Annotated in this window: 19 protein-coding genes; 7 read left to right on the plus strand and 12 right to left on the minus strand. The window is 52.0% G+C overall.

Annotated elements, in window-relative coordinates; all coding sequences use genetic code 11:
• Positions 1-210 precede the first annotated feature (210 nt).
• From AC1DUO_RS17785 to rhtA, 7 genes are all read right to left on the minus strand, one after another.
• The gene (locus AC1DUO_RS17785; RefSeq protein ID WP_119261410.1) at positions 211-876 is read right to left on the minus strand and encodes an ABC transporter ATP-binding protein; all 666 of its coding nucleotides are present in this window, start codon (positions 874-876) and stop codon (positions 211-213) included.
• Complete coding sequence (locus AC1DUO_RS17790; protein WP_013574695.1) at positions 873-1,649, minus strand: ABC transporter permease; 777 nt, start codon at positions 1,647-1,649, stop codon at positions 873-875. The genes AC1DUO_RS17785 and AC1DUO_RS17790 overlap by 4 nt, the downstream gene beginning before the upstream one ends.
• 621 nt (positions 1,650-2,270) lie before the next feature.
• Complete coding sequence (gene dps / locus AC1DUO_RS17795; protein WP_015689551.1) at positions 2,271-2,774, minus strand: DNA starvation/stationary phase protection protein Dps; 504 nt, start codon at positions 2,772-2,774, stop codon at positions 2,271-2,273.
• A 414-nt stretch (positions 2,775-3,188) separates the two neighbouring features.
• Positions 3,189-3,869: an anti-sigma factor gene (locus AC1DUO_RS17800; RefSeq protein ID WP_477988166.1), complete on the minus strand. Its 681-nt coding sequence runs from the start codon at positions 3,867-3,869 to the stop codon at positions 3,189-3,191.
• On the minus strand, positions 3,866-4,447 hold the full coding sequence (locus AC1DUO_RS17805) for a sigma-70 family RNA polymerase sigma factor (protein WP_013574698.1): 582 nt from the start codon (positions 4,445-4,447) through the stop codon (positions 3,866-3,868). Before AC1DUO_RS17805 ends, AC1DUO_RS17800 begins: the two co-directional genes overlap by 4 nt.
• Before the next feature lie 65 nt (positions 4,448-4,512).
• Positions 4,513-5,076: a fasciclin domain-containing protein gene (locus AC1DUO_RS17810; RefSeq protein ID WP_477988168.1), complete on the minus strand. Its 564-nt coding sequence runs from the start codon at positions 5,074-5,076 to the stop codon at positions 4,513-4,515.
• 175 nt (positions 5,077-5,251) lie between these two features.
• Entirely contained in the window at positions 5,252-6,238 is a 987-nt protein-coding gene (gene rhtA, locus AC1DUO_RS17815) for a threonine/homoserine exporter RhtA (protein ID WP_013574701.1), read from the minus strand.
• A gap of 399 nt (positions 6,239-6,637) precedes the next feature.
• On the opposite strand from rhtA, the gene ompX reads away from it, so the two are divergent.
• Positions 6,638-7,171 carry an outer membrane protein OmpX gene (gene ompX / locus AC1DUO_RS17820; protein ID WP_013574702.1) on the plus strand — a complete coding sequence of 178 codons (534 nt, stop codon included), beginning with the start codon at positions 6,638-6,640 and terminating at the stop codon, positions 7,169-7,171.
• A gap of 81 nt (positions 7,172-7,252) precedes the next feature.
• On the opposite strand, the gene AC1DUO_RS17825 is transcribed toward ompX, so the two are convergent.
• From AC1DUO_RS17825 to AC1DUO_RS17835, 3 genes are read right to left on the minus strand one after another with little or no spacing between them, the layout of a single operon-like run.
• Entirely contained in the window at positions 7,253-8,017 is a 765-nt protein-coding gene (locus AC1DUO_RS17825) for a molybdopterin-dependent oxidoreductase (RefSeq protein WP_013574703.1), read from the minus strand.
• Positions 8,010-8,651, minus strand: coding sequence for a cytochrome b/b6 domain-containing protein (locus tag AC1DUO_RS17830; protein WP_013574704.1), 642 nt, complete (start codon positions 8,649-8,651; stop codon positions 8,010-8,012). Before AC1DUO_RS17830 ends, AC1DUO_RS17825 begins: the two co-directional genes overlap by 8 nt.
• 26 nt (positions 8,652-8,677) lie before the next feature.
• Positions 8,678-9,301 (minus strand): hypothetical protein, encoded by a 624-nt coding sequence (locus AC1DUO_RS17835; protein WP_013574705.1) that lies wholly within the window; start codon positions 9,299-9,301, stop codon positions 8,678-8,680.
• Between the two features lie 213 nt (positions 9,302-9,514).
• On the opposite strand from AC1DUO_RS17835, the gene AC1DUO_RS17840 reads away from it, so the two are divergent.
• The 5 genes from AC1DUO_RS17840 to AC1DUO_RS17860 all read left to right on the plus strand — a co-directional run bounded on the left by AC1DUO_RS17840 (position 9,515) and on the right by AC1DUO_RS17860 (position 15,698).
• Entirely contained in the window at positions 9,515-10,189 is a 675-nt protein-coding gene (locus tag AC1DUO_RS17840) for a heavy metal response regulator transcription factor (RefSeq protein WP_013574706.1), read from the plus strand.
• Positions 10,182-11,618 carry a heavy metal sensor histidine kinase gene (locus tag AC1DUO_RS17845; protein WP_121019529.1) on the plus strand — a complete coding sequence of 479 codons (1,437 nt, stop codon included), beginning with the start codon at positions 10,182-10,184 and terminating at the stop codon, positions 11,616-11,618. Before AC1DUO_RS17840 ends, AC1DUO_RS17845 begins: the two co-directional genes overlap by 8 nt.
• A gap of 232 nt (positions 11,619-11,850) precedes the next feature.
• Positions 11,851-13,527: a kdo(2)-lipid A phosphoethanolamine 7''-transferase gene (gene eptB / locus AC1DUO_RS17850; protein ID WP_112151168.1), complete on the plus strand. Its 1,677-nt coding sequence runs from the start codon at positions 11,851-11,853 to the stop codon at positions 13,525-13,527.
• A 141-nt stretch (positions 13,528-13,668) separates the two neighbouring features.
• Positions 13,669-14,781, plus strand: a complete 1,113-nt coding sequence (locus tag AC1DUO_RS17855) for an endonuclease/exonuclease/phosphatase family protein (protein WP_013574709.1) — start codon at positions 13,669-13,671, stop codon at positions 14,779-14,781.
• Positions 14,782-14,783: 2 nt separating this feature from the next.
• Positions 14,784-15,698, plus strand: a complete 915-nt coding sequence (locus AC1DUO_RS17860; protein WP_013574710.1) for a LysR substrate-binding domain-containing protein — start codon at positions 14,784-14,786, stop codon at positions 15,696-15,698.
• 6 nt (positions 15,699-15,704) lie between these two features.
• Here AC1DUO_RS17860 and leuD read toward each other — a convergent pair whose 3' ends face one another.
• Both leuD and leuC read right to left on the minus strand, forming a co-directional pair.
• A complete protein-coding gene (gene leuD, locus AC1DUO_RS17865) occupies positions 15,705-16,313 on the minus strand; it encodes a 3-isopropylmalate dehydratase small subunit (protein ID WP_013574711.1) in 609 nt (202 codons plus the stop codon).
• A gap of 9 nt (positions 16,314-16,322) precedes the next feature.
• Complete coding sequence (leuC, locus tag AC1DUO_RS17870; protein ID WP_379670711.1) at positions 16,323-17,729, minus strand: 3-isopropylmalate dehydratase large subunit; 1,407 nt, start codon at positions 17,727-17,729, stop codon at positions 16,323-16,325.
• A 170-nt stretch (positions 17,730-17,899) separates the two neighbouring features.
• Between leuC and AC1DUO_RS17875 the strand changes: the two genes are divergently transcribed.
• On the plus strand, positions 17,900-18,775 hold the full coding sequence (locus tag AC1DUO_RS17875) for an alpha/beta fold hydrolase (protein WP_477988175.1): 876 nt from the start codon (positions 17,900-17,902) through the stop codon (positions 18,773-18,775).
• Positions 18,776-18,810: the final 35 nt, after the last annotated feature.

Consider the following 18,810-nt stretch of genomic DNA (forward strand, 5'->3'; position numbering starts at 1 on the left):
CTAGATCAGGTTTGAACTCTTTTAATCCCTTGATTTCGGGTAAAATATGGGAACGAAGCGTTGCATAGCGAAATAATGGATCATTTAATTCGGTACGAGGTTCTAAATAGTAAAGAATGCTTTTCATAATGTTTTACCAATGCCTTTTTACTGATAATTTCTGTTAGTGTGCTGTGTTTTTAATTTCCGCAACATGCAATTATTAGTTAATTAAATCCCTTCATCTACTTTATACATTTCAATTGCTGCATCCACTGAATCAAAATACTTAACTTTGTTATCCCTTCCAATAAACAAAGCCACATCGCAAAACTCTTTCAGTGATCCGAGGCTATGTGAAACCATCAGAAAGCTGGCTTCCTCATGTCGTGCTTTGAATAAGTCTGCGCATTTTTGTTTAAATCTGGCATCGCCGACTGCGGTGACTTCATCGACAAGATAATAATCAAATTTAAATGCCATGCTCAGGCCAAAACCCAGACGGGATTTCATACCGGAAGAATAGGTTTTAATCGGCATATCAAAGTATTTGCCCAGTTCGGCAAACTCTTCGACAAAGGCGACTTTTTCACGTAACTGATCTGGTGTGGAATAGAGGCGGGCGACGAATTTTACATTTTCACGTCCGGTCAGGCTTCCCTGAAATCCGCCGGCCAGGCCAACCGGCCAGGAAATGGTTTTCTCCGTGTGAATTTTGCCGGAATCCGGGCGGTCAATCCCGCCGATGACGCGTAATAACGTTGATTTACCCGCGCCATTGCGGCCAATCAACGCCACGCTTTTACCTGAAGGCAGCTCAACATTGAGATCTTTAAAAACGTAATGGCGGCCTTTCGGTGTGCGGTAGGATTTTGTCAGGTTTTCGATTTTTATCATGATGTCAGCATCGCCTCTTCACGATTCCGGTAGAGGGCCAGGCCGATAAACAATACAACCAGAGTACAGGCAGCCAGATAATTCAGGCTGACGCCTTCACTGATATAACCCGGTACGACTGATTCGCGGCAAAGCTCAACCACGTGGACGATAGGGTTCCACAGCAGGTAAGGCCAGTATTCCTTCGGTATGTTATGCAAAGAAAACATAATGCAGGAAATGAAATAGAGAGGCTTAATCAAAATAGGCAGGAACTTTTCGGTCTCCGGGAATGACTTTCCGACCACCATAAATATTAAGCCCATACCGCAGGAGAACAGCACTAAAAGTACCCAGACCAGAATCAGAGTAATAAGCTTTGTGACTTCAAACTCTTCGCCCAGCAGGCCGACAATGGCCATAAGTAACACGTAAACGACCGCGTATATCAGCGCTTCCAGCATTGCTCTGGCGATGATGGTATCCACAGGGCGAACAGGGCGGTAATTAAACAAACCCTGGTTGGCTTCAATCGCGCCAATAGAACGGTTGGTAATATTGCTAAATACAAAGAAAGGGATAATGCCGTTGATCAGGAAAACCGGAAACGAAATATCCGGCATAGTGCGGTGCATCACGTAGCCAAAAATGGCCAGCATAATCAGCATATGCGCCATCGGCTCCAGCGCCGCCCACAGATACCCTAACCGGTACTTACCAAAACGGGTTTTGATTTCCCTTAAAAACAGCGCTTTCACCGCCGCTTTTTGTACTTCTAAGCCACTACGTGCCATCAGATTATTCCAGTTTTTTACATTTTCCACGCTACCGCCCCTGGCTTACAGCAGCCAATGCGCTCGGAATCGGGTCGGATTGTGGGAGGCGGCACATCTTTGATGCTGCCGCAGCAGGGGAGTCACTTTTCCGTAAGTTGCATTTAGGGGGTTAATGCGGTGTCACATCCCTGTAAATTATCTTTAATTTTATTAGGTTAGGTTGGCAGGCGTTTTTCACAAAAATGCAAAGGTTGCGAAAAAATATTTCAGCAAGTTTCAGGTGTGATCGAGGTTATGTAAAATTGCTTTGAGCTATTAATTTGTATTAAATCATTCACACTGCCTATTGGTTTAAGAATTCTCTTAGGATGAAAATAAACATTAAGTTTATCAGTGGGATAATGAAACCGGTTCCAGGGGGTGAAGTTGAGAATGTAGTTGAAAATGTAACTATTTATCAGCGGGATTATTAAATGTAGATGTAAAGTTACAGGGTAAGAGGGGTTTTAAGTGCAATTCGCCAGAAGAGGATACAGGTATTTGTTATCGAAAATGAAAAGGCCAGTGACTTTCGTCACCGGCCTTTTCTTGTTAATCGCTCATTTTACCGTCGCATGATCCCGCGGTCAGAGCACATTGTTACTCAATATTTGATTCGATGAACCACAGGAATTTATCCAGGTCGCGCGATGCAGCGGTGAAAATATCTGCGGTGTCTTCATCTTCCACTTCGCCGATAGCCTTACGGGTATCGTTCGCGACAACACCATAACGTTCCGCCAGGGCTTTCAGATGTTCCTGCACGGTATGGATGTTGGTCGGGTAACTTTTCAGCGGGGTTTTATCGTTAACAACCTGCACGGTACCCAGCGCCACCCCACCTAACTGCACCACACGTTCTGCGATGGTGTCCTGATGGTCAATAATCGCGGTACGGAAACCATCAAGCATTTCGTGTACGGCAATAAAGTTTGCGCCACGCATGTTCCAGTGAGCTTGTTTGGTGATCAGCGACAGATCGATGTATTCAGTCACCAGACGGTTCAGCACCTTGATAGTATTGAGTTTGACGCTTTCATCTAAATCATTGCGTGTGTAGATAAGCTCAGAAGATTTCGTTTTGACCAGTTTAGCGGTACTCATATACATATCTCCTTGTTTCATTAAAATTAATTGCTACTAATGTATTTCGTAACTGCATTCAGTATAGCAATAAATTGAAAATTTGCAGGGCGTACATTCCTATCGTTCTGATAGCGTGTGTCTTATAAGCTCTGCTGTGATTTCACTTCCAGCTTATCATGCTGATTTATAAGGTGGATAGGATTCCTCCTGAACGTCCACTTCTATTAATCTGCTAAAATAAACTAAGACTGATAATTATTTTCATTACGTGGGGAAAGATATTTTTAAATGTAAGTGACAGTGTGCGGATATATTTTTACCGGGACTTTGTTCTGGTATGGAATATGACCAGTCGGCATAACAGTTTGCCGTATTTAATATTGAAATATAACGGCGGGATAATACCCGCCGTTAATCACTGTCTGCTGTCCTTTAAAGCGCCATCGCACCGCTATACAAAACGGCACCCGTCGGTTGCCCGGTCGGCGAACCGCCGTGAGGCTCGAGGCTTATTGCCAGCGTAAAACCTGCATCCGGCATTTTCGCTGCCAGCGCCAGTTGCGTCGGTTGTTGCGTATTCAGCAAGCCGAGGGAATGCGGCTTGCCTCCCGGCGGAGGAATGGCCCACAGTTCAAGGCTGTGATCTGCGGCGATATTCTGCGCATTGATCGGCGTCAGCAACAGGCTGCGGGTGCTTCTGTCCGCGCTGACCACCCACTGTCCGCTTTGCGTACCGGCGCTGCTGGCCAGTATCGCCACCGGCATTGGCGCTTCTGGCTGAACCAGCAGGCGGGGGATCAGCAACAATGCGGCAAGCCCGGCGGCCAGCGCCCAGCCCATATAAGCCCGCACCGGTCGTGTCGCCGGAGCCGGAAGTCTGGCCGGTTGCAGCGCAAGGTTATGCTGAATGCGTTTCCACACCGATGCAGGTGGGATGACCGGGGTTATCTGATTATCCAGTTGCGTGAAAGCTTCCTGCCAGCGTGCCACTTCGGCCGCCAGTTCAGGGTCTTCCTGCATTTTTTGCTCAAACTGAATCCGGGCCGCGCCGCGCAAGGTGCCGAGCGCATATTCAGCCGCCAGGGCGGCATGATAATGGCTTCTGCTTTTCATAGTCCTACGCAGCTCTTTAAGTGATCCAGGGCGCGACGTATCCAGCTTTTGATCGTCCCCAGAGGTTGTTGAAGATGCGATGAGACCTCACCGTGCGACAGGCCCTGATAATAGGCAAGGATCAGGCTTTGTCTTTGTTCGGCGGGCAGATGTGCGAGGCAGGTGGCCAGAATTTTGGCGTCACTGTCCTGTTGCAGCCGTTGCAAGGGGTCATCATAGTCGCTGGCATCTCCGTCATGCATTGTCTCGTCCAGTTCATCTAACTGGTTATCGCTCCCGCGCATCCAGTCGATAGCGCGGTTGCGGACAATATGGGTAAGCCAGGTCATCGGGGAACTGAGCGCCGGATTATACGAGGCAGCCCGGTTCCACGCGGTGATATAGCTGTCGTGCAACACTTCTTCTGCCCAGGCATGTCGCCGCAACATGCGTAATGCGACGGCGAATAGCCGGGGGGACGTCAGACGATATAACTGCTCAAATGCCTGACGATCGCCAACGGCCATGGCGCTCATCAGTTCGCGCTGTACTTCCGGCGCATTCTCTGGTGTTGGCTTAACGAAAAAATTGTCATGCATTCGCGCGTCCTGACTTACTGAGGTGCTGTTTCATAAGAGAAATCATGCCCTCAGTATAGCCGGTATTATTTTGGCATCAGGACGGTATCAATGACGTCGATCACACCGTTCTTCTGCTGGACGTCATAAGTACTGATGTTGGCGATATTCCCCTTGCCATCTTTGAGCTGAATATTGTGAGGTCCGTTGTTCAGGATCCACAGTGGCTGGCCGTTAACGGTTTTCAGTTCCGCCGTGCCGTTGCCTTTTTTCAGCAGTTTTTCCAAATCTTTCATTTCATATTTACCGGCCACCACGTGATACGTGAGGATGCTGGTCAGGGTGGCTTTGTTTTCTGGTTTCACCAGATTATCCACGGTACCCGCCGGTAATTTGGCAAACGCGGCGTTGGTTGGCGCAAACACGGTGAACGGGCYTTTGCCCTGCAGCGTATCCACCAGTCCTGCTGCTTTTACCGCCGCCACCAGCGTGGTGTGGTCTTTCGAATTCAGGGCATTTTCTACGATATTTTTGGACGGATACATTTCAGCGCCACCGACCATGGTGGTGCTTTGAGACATCATTGCAGCCATTGACGCGGTGCTGAGCAGCAGAGAAGCACAGATTGCGGTACGGAGTAATGTTTTCATGATGGTGTCCTTCGTCAGTTAGGAGGTGAGGTCTTGCCTCACATCTATACATACGAATGACCCTCTGCTTTTGGATGCAGGAAAAATGAAATAAATGAAAATAATTTTCAACCTGCTGATAGAAAAGAAAAAGCCACATCGGGATGACGTGGCTTTTTTATGCGATGCGGTGCAATTACTTCCCGGAAGGGGTATTTCCGGCAATATCCACCGTCTCGATTTTGGTTTTGCGCTGCAGGGTAAGTGTTGAACCGGCGGAAGCCGCGATAATCGCCGCCAGCCCGATCCACTGCGTCGCGGTCAGGAATTCACCGAGGAAGATAATGCCGGAAAGCGCGGCCATCGCCGGTTCCATGCTCATCAGCGTACCGAAGGTTTTGGCTGGCAGTTTGGTCAGCGCCATCATTTCCAGTGAATAAGGAATGGCGGAAGTGAGCAGGGCGATCAGCAAGCCGAGCGGTAAAATATCCCAACTGAAAATAGAGGTGTGTGCCTGGATTGCGCCAATCGGGAAGAAGATTAACGCCGCAATCAGTGACCCCATCGCGGCGGTGCCCGGTCCGTAACTGCTGCCAGCACGTTGTCCGGCGAGGATATAAACCGCCCAGCAGCCACCGGCGATCAGCGCAAAGCACGCACCTTTGAGGTCAACACCGCCGGCACTTTGTCCCAGGGGTAACAGGAAGAGTAACCCGATTACGGCCAGCACGACCCAGATGAAATCCACCGGACGGCGTGAGGAGAACATCGCGACCGCCAGCGGGCCGGTAAATTCCAGTGCAACGGCAATGCCCAGCGGCACGGTACGCAGGGCCAGATAAAACGAATAGTTCATGCAGCCCAGCGCCAGGCCATACATCATCAGTGCACGCAAATTACCGCCGCGCATTTTCAGGCGCCACGGACGAAAATAGAGCAGCAACAGAATAGAGCCGATACCAAGACGCAGAGCCGTGACACCCTGCGGGCCGACCACCGGGAAAAGCGTTTTTGCCAGCGACGCGCCGCCTTGTAATGACAACATGGCGATCAGTAGCAACAGAATCGCCACCAGCGGTGAGGTTTTTTTCGGTAACGCAGGGACGGGCGGGCTGTTGTTATGCGTCGCTGCCTGCAGAGCGATCTGCGGATCCTGCGGCTGATTTTGTCCTGACTGTGTCATCCATTGCGCCTTTTGAGGTGATCCCATGAATCCGGAAACTTCAGATTTATAGTTTTGAAAAGAAAGGTAAAGCGCTGTCAGTGTAGAGGGAAAAGTGGCGAGAAAAAATCCTCACGAAAAAGTTTTTTTCGGAACGTGTTTGTTAAAAAACTTCCTAAAATAGTTTGTTTTTTGAGCAAATTTTTAGGAATTATCTGCTAATCTCAAAAAGTTCAATAAGTTTACCTTATAGTTTGTGTGACTAAAATCCCAATAAAATTAAATGGATAGCGTGTGCTGGAAACTTCCTGTTACACCATATGATGCTTTGGACATCTTAATTGAGGCAGAGTTTCACACTAGTTTTTGTTATATTTTCAAACGTGAAGGTTACTTTGGTTTCTCTTTTTGAGGTGGTTTATGAAAAAAATTGCATGTCTTTCCGCATTAGCTTGCGTAGTTGCACTGGGCGTTTCTTCAAGCGCTTTCGCTGACACCAGCACCGTAACTGCTGGCTACGCTCAGGGTGACGCACAAGGCGTTGCTAACAAAGCAAACGGCTTCAACTTAAAATACCGCTGGGAACAAGATAGCAACCCACTGGGCGCTATCGGTTCTTTCACTTACATCGAAGATGACAGCTCTCCTGCATCTGGCGACTACCGTAAAGCACAATACTACGGTCTGACTGCGGGTCCTGCTTACCGTCTGGCTGACTGGGTTTCCATCTACGGTGTTGTGGGTGTTGGCTACGGCAAATTCCAGTACAACGAAGCGGCAGCATCTACTGCTAACCGTGAAAAAAATGACACCAGCGATTACGGTTTCTCTTACGGTGCTGGTCTGCAGTTCAACCCAATCCAGAACGTTGCTCTGGACGTGTCTTACGAACAGTCCCGCATCCGCAGTGTTGATGTTGGTACCTGGATCGCAGGCGTGGGTTACAGCTTCTAATTCTTCGCCGCAGCGTAACGCTTTGCCGTTACCCTCCCGCGAAAACAAAAACCGCTCAGCTGAGCGGTTTTTTTATGCCTGTCAGATCCCGCTGAACCAGTTATAACCCTGATCTTCCCAGTAGCCGCCGGGATATTCATTGGTGACGAAAATCGCGCCAATATGTTTGGCGTTTTTAAAGCCGAGTTTGGTTGGCATCCGCAGGCGTAACGGGTAACCAAAATCGGGGGGTAAGGGTTTGCCGCCAAAATCCAGAGCCAGAATGGTTTGCGGATGCAGTGCCGTCGCCATATCAATACTGGAATAATAGCGGTCGTCACATTTGAATCCGACATATTTGGCTGTCAGATCCGCGCCGACGTGTTGCAGAAACGTTTTCAGCGGTACGCCTTTCCACTGGCCGATGGCGCTCCAGCCCTCAATGCATATCAGCCGGGTGATCTGGCTTTCCTGCGGCAGGCGCTGCAATTGTTCCAGTGTCCACGGCGCTTTCTTTTGCACCAAACCGGAGACTTCCAGCCGGTAATTGGGGATGTCGATTTCCGGCACGTTGTATTCGGGGTAATACGCATTGAAACGAAACGGTGTGGTGATTTGATCGGCGCGATAGGTTTGCGCCAGTTTCTGGCCGCTGAACAGCCAGCTTTGTACCCGGTCGTTCCAGCGGGACATCGCCCACAGCACTTTATCGACCTGATCGCCGTCCTGCAGATTACAGCCGGTAAGCATCGAAACCGCGCCCAGCGTAAGGCCGGAGCGCAATAACATACGGCGTTGAATATTAACCAGTTGCTTGCGCTGATCGGGTTCAAGAATAATTTTTGGCCGCTGTGTTTTATCACTCATCGGCTCGGTCCTCCGTGCTAATTTTTTTGCCGCCGGTCAGCATCGCCACGAAGGTTTTCGGCACCAGCAGAACCATCAGTACGTGAATAATGACGAACAGCAGTACGCCGCTCATCGCAAAGAAATGCACATAACGGGCGATATCAAAACCGCCAAACAACCAGACCAGACCGCTGAACTGCGCGGGTTTCCAGATCGACAAACCCGACAGCACCAGCAGCGCGCCCAGCAACAGAACACCGCTGTACATCAGTTTTTGCACCGCGTTGTACTGACCCAACTTGTGCGGGAGTTTGAATGTCAGTGCGCGAACGCTATCGCGCCAGACCGTACGGGGCGAAAAGGGGAAAAAGTCGCGTCTGAAATGACCGCTAAAAATGCCCCACAGCAGATAGAACAGGGCATTGGCCGCCAGCAGCCACATTACCGCCAGATGCCAGGCAATATTGCCACCCAGCCAGCCGCCGAGGGTGGTGTTCTGCGGGAAAGTGAAAGCGAAAAGCGGGTCGGCGTTATAAATCCCCCAGCCGCTCATCACCATGCCGATCATTGCCAGCAGATTGATCCAATGACAAATGCGAACCGGCCAGGAATGAATCCGGCGCTTCCGGGGCGATGAGAGCTGAGGTTTCACGCTTAATCTCCTGTTGTTCGGCCGGATTACATCGGCGGCGCGATGCCGTCTTTACCGGCAGCAATACCACGGGCAACCAGTGCACCTTTGTCATCTTTTATGGCAAACAATACGATTTTAGTGCCCGGTTTCAGCAGGCTGCGGTCGCCCGGCGCCAGCAGTACAACCGGTACGTCGTCAGGCACAATGACCGTTTTCTCGGCATCGTGATATTTCACGGTCAGGGTGCGGCCATTGCTGTTCACCAGCTTGCCGACGGTGCCGTTGGTCATGGTATTGATTTTGCCATCGGCGGATTCAAACGGATTGAAGCCTTCACCGCTGCCGCGCAGGCTGGGGGCGAATACGTGCACTTCCAGTGCTTTCAGCGTGCCATTAGCCTGCGGAACGGCGGCCGTCCCGATGAAGCTGTCCGCTTTGATATCGCTGATCTGCCCTTTGGTGACGGCATTGATCTTGGTCTGGTCGGTCAGCTTAACGTCGAGTTTTTCGCCCTGACGTGTGGTGATTTGTACCGATGAGTCATTAACTGAGTCAATGGTTCCGCGTGTAGGTTTAATCACATTATCGGCGGCAAATGCCGAAGTCATCCCGCTGCACATCAGCAGGGAACCCAGTAACAGACCAGCGAGACGTGTTGGTGCATTCATGATTAATTCTCCATTTTCCAGCGTTTTTTCATTCTGTTAGATGAATCACTGAACCTGCCAGTGATGAATAACTTTCTTAAGAGTGGACGATAAACCGGTATTGGCTGATGACAAATTGATGACAAAATTGTCATCAAAGGTGTCTGACGAAACTGATAAACTTTCAGGTGAATCATTCTCTAGGTGAATGKTCATGCGGCGCTGAGGGCCTGAATGCGAATACTGGTGATTGAAGACGATGTCAGTACAGGCGATTACCTGAAAAAAGGGCTGACAGAAGCAGGTTACAGCGTAGATCTGGCGCGCAACGGTGCCGACGGCCTGTTTCTGGCGCTGGAAGAGGGGTACGACGCGGTGATCCTCGACGTCATGCTGCCGGGGCTGAACGGCTGGCAGGTGATGGAAGTCCTGCGCAAAAAAAGCGACGTGCCGGTACTGTTTCTCACCGCCCGCGATGAAGTACAGGATCGCATTCACGGGCTGGAGCTGGGGGCTGACGACTATCTCATCAAACCGTTCTCCTTCACCGAACTGGTGTTGCGTATCCGCACCTTGCTGCGCCGCCCGGCCGCCCGTGAGCCGGATGCGTATTCGGTGGCGGATCTGAATCTTGATGTGCTGCGCCGCCGCGTGACCCGTCAGGATCAGACCATCGCACTGACCAATAAGGAATTCATGTTGCTGCAGTTGCTGATGCGCCGCGAGGGTGAGGTTCTGTCGAGAACCATGATCGCCTCGCAGGTCTGGGATATGAATTTCGACAGTGATACCAATGTAGTGGATGTCGCCATTAAGCGTCTGCGTGCCAAGGTTGACCGCAGCTTTGAGGTGAAACTGATCCATACCGTGCGTGGCATTGGTTACGTGTGCGAAGTGCGACATGAGTGATCGTCAATTGACTCACCTCCCGAAACGCGCCATGTCGCTGACGCTTCGCGCCACCTTACTTTTCGCGCTGATCGCCTCGATGGTGGTCAGCGCCGTCGGTTTCTACCTCTATTACTCGATGGATAAAGAACTGGTACGCCGCGCGGATTACCAGGTCAGCGGGCGTGTGCAGTATTTCCGTCATCTGCTTGCCAACGAATTCCCGCTGTCGCAACTCAGCCGTAATCCCGGCCTGTTTGAAAATATGCTCGGCAATGAGCGCGATATCCTGACGTTTCGTCTGTCCGGTGAGAAGCTATTGATCAACGTCAATCCGTCGCGGCTGGCATTGCCGCCGGTAGCGGCGGTGCCTGATGGCCAGCCGCTGACGCTGAATACGGTGCATCATCTCACCGCACCCGATGGTACGCCGGTACGCTTTGCCCGTGCGGCGGTACAGATTCAGGACGGGCGGACAGTTGAAATCACCGGCGCGCATTTCATGACCGAGGAGTCGCGTCTGTTGCAGACTTTCCGCTGGGAAATTATTGGCGCGGTGTTATTCGCTTATTTGCTGATTGCCGCACTGGGTTATCTGGTGATCCGCCGCGGATTGCGGCCGCTGCGCAATATGGCGCATGAAGCGGCGCAGATCCATCCGGCCAGTCTGTCTACGCGCCTGTCTTCGGAAAATGCGCCGCAGGAATTGCAGCAATTAATTTATTCTTTCAATGACATGCTGGACCGGCTCGCCGAGGGGTATCAGCGGCTGACGCAATTTTCCGCCGATCTGGCGCATGAAATCCGCACCCCGGTGGGGGCGCTGATGGGGCATTGTCAGGTGGCGTTATATCAGCCCCGGACAGTGGAAGAATACGAAACGCTGCTGGCGAACAATATAGAAGAGCTGGAACGCATTTCACGTATGGTGGAAAACATTCTGTTCCTGGCGCGCGCTTCCGATGCGCGCTCGGTTCTGACCATCACCAGTATTGATGTTTCATCTGAAATTACCCGTATCCAGGAATATTTCGAAGGGCTGGCCGAAGAGCGTGAAATGACGCTTCACGGGCAAGGTGAGGGAACCTTGCATGCGGATGCGATCCTTTTCCAACGTGCGCTGAGTAATCTGGTCGCTAATGCGGTGCGTTATGGCCGCGAGGGAAGTGCCATCGTGCTGCGCGCCGAACCCCATGCAAAAGGCATGAATATCCGGGTGATCAGTCAGGGTGAGCCTGTTCCGCCGGAAAAACTCGGAAAACTTTTCGACCGCTTCTATCGCGCGGATGCTTCACGTAGTGAAGGCGGCAGTTCCAGCGGCCTTGGATTGTCGATTGTTCAGGCCATTATGGCCCTGCATCAGGGAAGTGTCAGCGTAACCAGTTCCGCGCAGGGAGAAACGTGTTTTACCCTTTATTTTCCCGTATCCGACCGCAAGCTTTCTCAATAGTTTCTCAATGAAAGGGAAAAATTGCGTAAAAAAAGCCGGAATATATCTTTTTCATGTAATTGAAATAAAAAGGATTCGTTAATTTTGTTACATTATCACATTGGAAGTCACCATTCAGTTTGAACGAAAATGCTCAGCCCGGAGTCTATATGTCCTAAGGAGTGGGTTCCAACCTCCGGTATGAGCGGTTAGTACAACGCAGCYAGACTCACAAAAGAGCCAGTTATTGCCAATGCATAAAATTCGTACACTTTCGCAACAGAGCATTTCTTTGTTCGTTGCACTTTACCTGGGGCTTCTGCTAAACCTTCCGATTTTCATCCGTCGTTATCAGCAACTGCATTATGACAATGCCTTGTCGATTGCTGTTGAAATGGTTGCCTGTTTTGCCCTGGTCTATTTCCTTTGTATGTTGCTGTCGTATACCGGAAAAACCGTTTTCCGTGTCCTGATGACCGCTATCGTGATTTCCTCTGCCGCCGCCAGTTACTACATGATTCTGTTTAACGTTGATATCGGTTACGGAATTTTAGCGGCAGCGCTGGCGTCTGATTCCATTGATTTATCGAAAGAATCTATCGGAACACATTTCATCGCCTGGACCGTGCTGGTGAGTTTGTTGCCGGTACTGTTGCTGTGGCTGAGCAAAATGCCGGGTGCGGCTCTCAAACAAACGACGTTTAAAAAACTGGCGGTCAGAACCCTGCTGCTCGCGGCCTCCGGCCTGCTTTGTTACATGCCGCTGCAACTGATGGGCAAAGTGCAGGATCGCCACGACATCGTAAACAACCGCATGATGGCGAGTTATGGCGGTGTGGTTGCCGGCACATATTCACCGTCTAACTGGCTTTCGGCGCTGGGTTTGTATACTTACAGCAGTTACAGCCAGGCGGAAGACACCAAAAATCTGTACGATCCGGCCAAACATTTCACGTATACCGCACCGGCAGATGCCAAAGATATGTACGTGGTGTTTGTGATCGGCGAGAGCGCCCGCCGCGACCATATGGGGCTGTACGGCTACGACCGTGACAACACGCCAAATCTCGACAAAGAGAAAAATTTGGTCGCCCTGCAGGGCTATTCCTGTGATACCGCCACCAAGCTTTCCTTGCGCTGTATGTTTGTCCGCGAAGGCGGGGCATCTGAAGAGCCACAGCGTACGCTGAAAGAAATGAACGTCTTTTCCGTGCTGAAAAGTAATGGCTGGAGTTCAGAGTTATATTCCATGCAGAGTGAAGCCTGGTTCTATAACAAAACCCGTGCGGATGATTATTCACTGCGTGAAAACATCGCGTCTGAAAAGCGCAACGCCGGTAAGCCGGTGGATGACATGCTGCTCATCGATGAAATGAAAGACTCGATGAATAACCATCCTAAAGGTAAGCATCTGATTATCCTGCATACCAAGGGTTCTCATTATCTGTATTCAGACCGTTATCCGCGTTCTTTCGCTAAATATAAGCCGGAATGTATGGGCATCGATGATTCCTGTTCCACCGGGGAAATGATTAACGCTTACGATAATTCACTGCTGTATACCGATTACTTCCTGTCGCAGGTCTTTGACCAGTTGCGGGATAAGAACGCGATTGTGTTCTACGCCTCCGATCACGGTGAGTCGATTTCGAAAAGCATGCATTTCCACGGTACACCGCGTGATCATGCGCCAGCCGAGCAACGTACGGTGCCGATCATGGTCTGGGCGTCGGACAAATTCCTGGCGAATGATCAGAACAAGGCCAGTTTCCAACAACTGCAAAAAATGGCTGCCGAGAAGAAACCGGCGTTCCATGAAAAACTGTATGACACCATTCTGGGCTGTATCGGTTATACCTCGCCAAATGGCGGGATTGTCGAGCAGCACAACTGGTGCCATGTGCCTGATCAGGCAGCCGCCACAAAATAATCTTTGCTGAATCTGCCGCCTTTTTCTGATGATGGGAGAAGGCGGCGACATATCCCTCTTTTTCAGTCACAATCGGTTAACAACAAAATACCCGTCATATTGAGGGTATTATTTTTGCTTTTTTATCAGGGCCGATAACCGATGCAAGCATTACGAATAACCATTTGCGTACTGACGGTCATTATGACCCTGCTGACGCTTCTTCCTGTGTCGCGCAATCAGCGCTGGTGGGTGCGTGTCTGGGATTTTCCGCGTTTACAGATGGCCTCGCTGTGCCTGTTTTTTCTGCTGACTGAACTGGCGATCATGCCGTTCGGTGATGCGATCACCACCACGGTGATCATCCTGACCGTTGCCTGCATGGCGTATCAGAGTTGGTGGATTTTGCCTTATACCCGCCTGTATCCGGTACAGGTGAAGAAAACGGTGCCCAACGGCCATTCGCGTATCAAGATCATGAACAGCAATGTGCTGACCACTAACCGTGAGCCGGAAAAATTACTCGCGCAGGTCAGGCATTATCAACCGGATATTCTGGTGCTGCTGGAAACCGATCAGTGGTGGGAAGATCAGATGGCAGAACTGGATGCCGATTATCCGCACAGCCTGCGCTGTCCGCTGGAAAATCTGTACGGTATGCATGTGTATTCGCGCCTGCCGATGCAGGCGGCGAAGATTCAGTATCTGGTGGCTGATGATATTCCTTCTATGCATTTTCGCGCTGAACTGCCGTCCGGCGAGCAGGTGATTTTGCACTGTCTGCACCCGATGCCGCCCAGCCCGACAGAAGCGGATGAATCCACCAGTCGTGACGGGGAACTGGTTGCTGTCGGACACACGGCCGCGAAAGCGCGTTACCCGACCATTGTCACCGGCGACCTGAATGACGTGGCCTGGTCGCGCACCACGCGGCTGTTCATGAAAATCAGTGGCCTGCTGGATCCTCGCCGCGGTCGTGGCATGTACAACACCTTCCATGCCAGTTATCCGTTCCTGCGCTGGCCGCTGGATCACGTTTTCCACAGCAAAGATTTCACCCTGATTGATCTGAAACGTCTTGATTTTATGGGTTCAGATCACTTCCCGATCCTGGTGGAACTGGCGCTGACGCCTTCTCAGGGTATCGATCAGGAATCATTGGAAATCGACAATGAAGACATTGAGGAAGCGGAAGAAAAACTGTCCGGTGCCGGGGTGAAAAGCAGTGATGTGCACAAGGCTGACAAGCTTAACCAGCCGGTTTACGGACGTTAATCATGAGCAGTGAACGTGAGCGTTTGCCGCTGGCTGAAGACTTACAGGTCTTCCTGGCGGTAGTGAATAAGCAAAGTTTTGCCGCTGCCGCTATCGAACTGGGGCAGTCACCGGCGTATGTCAGCAAGCGTATTCAGATCCTCGAAGAGTCGCTCAACTGTCGTTTGCTGCACAGGTCAACAAAGGGGGTGCGGCTGACAGAAGACGGCGAGCGCACGCAGCGATGGGCGTTACAAATTCTCGATACCTTTGATCAGTTCATCGGTGACCTGTCAGATTCGCGCAGTGAAGCGCGTGGCAACGTGCATATTTGCAGCTCGTTTGGTTTCGGACGTTGCCATGTGGCTCCGGCGATAGCGGAACTGGCGGCACGTTATCCGCAACTCAATCTGCGCCTTGATCTTTTCGACCGCGTGGTGGATTTGGTCGCGGAAGGTATTGATCTGGAAATTCTGGTCGGCGATGACGTACCTGAGCAGTACATCGGCAAAAAACTGGCGCAGCACCAGCGGATCCTCTGCGCATCAAAGGAATATCTGGCTGCTCACGGCACGCCTGACTCACCGCAAGCGCTGGCGCAGCATCAGTGTCTGGTGATCAAAGAGCGCGACAATCCTTTTGGCATCTGGTCGCTTACGGGAGAAGGCAAGGAACACCGCGTCAGGGTGAAAGGGGCGCTCTCGTCGAACAGTGGCGAAGTGGTATTACAGTGGGCGCTGAAACACCATGGCATCATTTTGCGTTCACAGTGGGATGTTCAGCCTTATCTTTCCCGTGGTGAACTGGTGCGGGTGCTGCCGCAATATTCCCAACCCGCCAGCGTCTGGGCAGTTTATCCCACGCGGCTGGCGGATTCGGCAAAATTGCGGGTCTGTGTTGAGTTTCTGCAACAGCGATTCAGCCAGTTACCGGGCTGACGCTTATTACGCCAGCCACGGATTGCGCTGCAAATGCGCCTGCTGAAACTGACTGATTTCATCGCGAAATTGCAGTGTTGTACCGATGGCATCCAGCCCGTTAAGTAGCGCAATCTTACTCAGTTCATCGATAGCAAAATCAATCCGTTCACCATTTTGCAGGATGATTTTTTGCGCGGATAAATCGACAGTCATTTCATTTTTATCGCCATGGATCACCGCCTGCGCCATTTGCAACCACTGCGCGGGATCCAGTTGCACTGTAAGCACGCCGTTGCGCTGACAGTTATCGAAGAAAATTCCCGCGAACGTGGTGCCGATCAGCGCCCGGATACCGAGCTGTTTCAGCCCCCATACCGCATGTTCACGGCTGGAACCGCAGCCAAAATTCGGACCGACCAGCAGGAATTTCGTCCCCTGCCATTGGGGCTGATTGAGGATAAACGCCGGATCGGGCGAGCCGTCCGCCAGAAAACGCAGATCGAAAAACACCCCGCGATCTAAACCGTTGCGGTCGATGCCTTTGAGAAACTGTTTTGGCATGATCACATCGGTGTCCACATTCGCCGCAGGCAACGGCGCGGCAATACCGGTCAGTGTAGTAAATGCTTCCATGATGACTCCTTACAGGTCACGGACATCGGTCAGATGGCCACAAATAGCCGCTGCCGCAACCATCGCCGGGCTCATCAGATGAGTGCGTGCGCCCGCACCCTGACGGCCTTCAAAATTACGGTTGGTGCTGGATGCACAGCGGTCGCCGGGCGACAGCACGTCGTCGTTCATTGCCAGACACATTGAGCAACCCGATTGTCGCCATTCGAAACCGGCCTGGATAAATATCTCCGCCAGACCTTCCTGCTCAGCCTGTGCCCGAACCTGACTGGACCCCGGAACAATTATCGCCCGCACCGTGGTGGCGACGCTTTTACCGCGCACGACGTCTGCTGCTGCCCGTAAATCTTCAATACGCGCGTTGGTGCAGGAGCCGATAAACGCGTGACTGACAGGAATGCTGTTAAGCGACTGACCGGCACGCAATCCCATATAGCGGAGTGCACGTTGCAGATCCTGGCGGCGTGAGGCATCCGGTTCGGCTTGCGGATCAGGCACCTGACCGTTTATCGCCAGTGCCTGATCGGGGCTGGTCCCCCAGCTGACCATCGGCGCGATCTCTTCCGCACACAGTGTCACTTCACGATCAAAAACGGCATCCGGATCACTGCGTAATTCGCGCCAGACCTCCACGGCATCCCGCCACTGCTGGCCTTTTGGCGCGCGTGGTTTGTCTTGCAGATAGGCAAACACTTTATCGTCGGGTGCCATGAACGCGCCACGCGCACCGGCTTCCACGGCCATATTACAAATGGTCATACGACCTTCAACGCTCAGCATGTCGATACCCGGTCCGCAGAATTCGATGGCATAACCGGTCGCGCCCGCCGCCCCGATTTTTGCCACCAGCGCCATCACCAGGTCTTTGGCCGTGATACCTGTCGCCAGTGTGCCAGTGACGGTAACCCGCATGGTTTTCAGGCGCTTATACACCAGTGTTTGCGTCGCCAGAAGATGTTCAATTTCCGAGGTGCCGATACCAAAACCAAACGCCCCTAATGCGCCGTATGTGGTGGTGTGGCTGTCTCCGGCGGCAATGACCATACCGGGCAGGATAAAGCCCTGTTCCGGTGCAACAACATGTTCGATCCCCTGACGTTTATCGAGAATATCGAACAACTCAATGCCAAATTCGGCGCAGTTCTCAGCCAGATATGACACCTGACGCGCGCCACCGGCATCCGGCATCTGACGGGTGCGTAGCGGTGCCGTCGGGTTGACGTGATCGACCACCGCCAGTGAGGTTTCCGGCCGCCATACGCGACGGCTGGCTTCACGCAAACCGCTAAACGCCTGCGGGCTGGTGTACTCGTTAATCACCTGCCGGTCGATGTAAAGCAACACGTGGCCCTTGTCATCCAGCGTACGGACGCTGTGGCTGTCGATGTGTTTTTCATACAGCGTTTTTGGCTTCATTTCATTGCCCTGATAAACGTAACGGATAATGCCAGCGTCGCAACTTCACGCTTATCGGGCAACGGCCTGAGTGTGATGAGTCAAAACACAGATCGTGAATCAGCGATCTTCACTTGTGGCCTTGTTGCCAACCGGCGAGCGACTAAGATGGGTAAAAAAGGAGAAAACCCATGTTTGAACATTTTACCCAAGGCCGGATGGTGGTCAGCGGAACGGACATTGCTTACCGGATTGCCGGGCAGGGCGAGCCGCTGTTATTGCTGCACGGACACCCGCAGACGCAGGCGATCTGGCATAAAGTCGCACCCTACCTCACTTCTCAGTTCACCGTGGTGCTTGCCGATTTACGCGGTTACGGTGACAGCGGTAAACCCGAGCCGGACGCGGATCACCTGCGGTACAGCAAGCGCGAAATGGCGCAGGATCAGCTCGAACTGATGGCCGCGCTCGGTTTCAGCCAGTTCAGTGTGATCGCGCATGACCGGGGTGCCCGCGTGGCGCACCGGCTGGCGCTTGATCACCCGCAGGCAGTGAAACGGATGGTGCTGATGGACATTGCGCCGACGCTTTCCATGTATCAGCAAACCAGTGAAGCTTTTGCGCGCGCTTACTGGCACTGGTTTTTCCTCATCCGCCCGGCACCGCTACCGGAAACACTGATCAAGGCTGATCCTGATCTTTACCTGCGCAGCGTAATGGGCAGCCGCAGCGCCGGTATGCAACCTTTCACCGACGAAGCTTACGCAGATTATTTGCGTTGTCTGCAACTTGATGGAACGGCGCGCGGGATTTGCGAGGATTACCGGGCTTCCGCTGCTGTTGACCTGCAACACGATCAGACTGACGTGAATGCATCTCGCAAAGTGCGGTGTCCGCTGTTGATCCTGTGGGGCGAAAAGGGCATTGTCGGCACCTGTTTTACGCCGCTGGAGGAATGGGCAAAGGTGGCGGAAGACGTTCAGGGCGAGGCGTTGCCGTGCGGGCATTATCTTGCTGAAGAACAACCGGAATTATTGCTGGAGAAAGTGCTGCTGTTTCTTCGCTGAGAGGGGGAAGCCTATAAAAAAACCCGCATGGCGCG

This window comes from Rahnella sp. P4_A8 (assembly GCF_056402435.1).

What these genes read in the sequence shown, in the direction of transcription:
- AC1DUO_RS17855 (WP_013574709.1), top strand. Translation starts at nt 13,669, where the DNA reads ATGCAAGCATTACGAATAACCATTTGCGTACTGACGGTCATTATGACC.
- AC1DUO_RS17845 (WP_121019529.1), top strand. Translation starts at nt 10,182, where the DNA reads ATGAGTGATCGTCAATTGACTCACCTCCCGAAACGCGCCATGTCGCTG.
- AC1DUO_RS17805 (WP_013574698.1), bottom strand. Translation starts at nt 4,447, where the DNA reads ATGCATGACAATTTTTTCGTTAAGCCAACACCAGAGAATGCGCCGGAA.
- AC1DUO_RS17835 (WP_013574705.1), bottom strand. Translation starts at nt 9,301, where the DNA reads ATGAATGCACCAACACGTCTCGCTGGTCTGTTACTGGGTTCCCTGCTG.
- AC1DUO_RS17800 (WP_477988166.1), bottom strand. Translation starts at nt 3,869, where the DNA reads ATGAAAAGCAGAAGCCATTATCATGCCGCCCTGGCGGCTGAATATGCG.
- AC1DUO_RS17825 (WP_013574703.1), bottom strand. Translation starts at nt 8,017, where the DNA reads ATGAGTGATAAAACACAGCGGCCAAAAATTATTCTTGAACCCGATCAG.
- rhtA (WP_013574701.1), bottom strand. Translation starts at nt 6,238, where the DNA reads ATGACACAGTCAGGACAAAATCAGCCGCAGGATCCGCAGATCGCTCTG.
- leuC (WP_379670711.1), bottom strand. Translation starts at nt 17,729, where the DNA reads ATGAAGCCAAAAACGCTGTATGAAAAACACATCGACAGCCACAGCGTC.
- AC1DUO_RS17875 (WP_477988175.1), top strand. Translation starts at nt 17,900, where the DNA reads ATGTTTGAACATTTTACCCAAGGCCGGATGGTGGTCAGCGGAACGGAC.
- AC1DUO_RS17785 (WP_119261410.1), bottom strand. Translation starts at nt 876, where the DNA reads ATGATAAAAATCGAAAACCTGACAAAATCCTACCGCACACCGAAAGGC.
- eptB (WP_112151168.1), top strand. Translation starts at nt 11,851, where the DNA reads ATGCATAAAATTCGTACACTTTCGCAACAGAGCATTTCTTTGTTCGTT.
- dps (WP_015689551.1), bottom strand. Translation starts at nt 2,774, where the DNA reads ATGAGTACCGCTAAACTGGTCAAAACGAAATCTTCTGAGCTTATCTAC.
- AC1DUO_RS17860 (WP_013574710.1), top strand. Translation starts at nt 14,784, where the DNA reads ATGAGCAGTGAACGTGAGCGTTTGCCGCTGGCTGAAGACTTACAGGTC.
- AC1DUO_RS17840 (WP_013574706.1), top strand. Translation starts at nt 9,515, where the DNA reads ATGCGAATACTGGTGATTGAAGACGATGTCAGTACAGGCGATTACCTG.
- AC1DUO_RS17790 (WP_013574695.1), bottom strand. Translation starts at nt 1,649, where the DNA reads ATGGCACGTAGTGGCTTAGAAGTACAAAAAGCGGCGGTGAAAGCGCTG.
- leuD (WP_013574711.1), bottom strand. Translation starts at nt 16,313, where the DNA reads ATGGAAGCATTTACTACACTGACCGGTATTGCCGCGCCGTTGCCTGCG.
- ompX (WP_013574702.1), top strand. Translation starts at nt 6,638, where the DNA reads ATGAAAAAAATTGCATGTCTTTCCGCATTAGCTTGCGTAGTTGCACTG.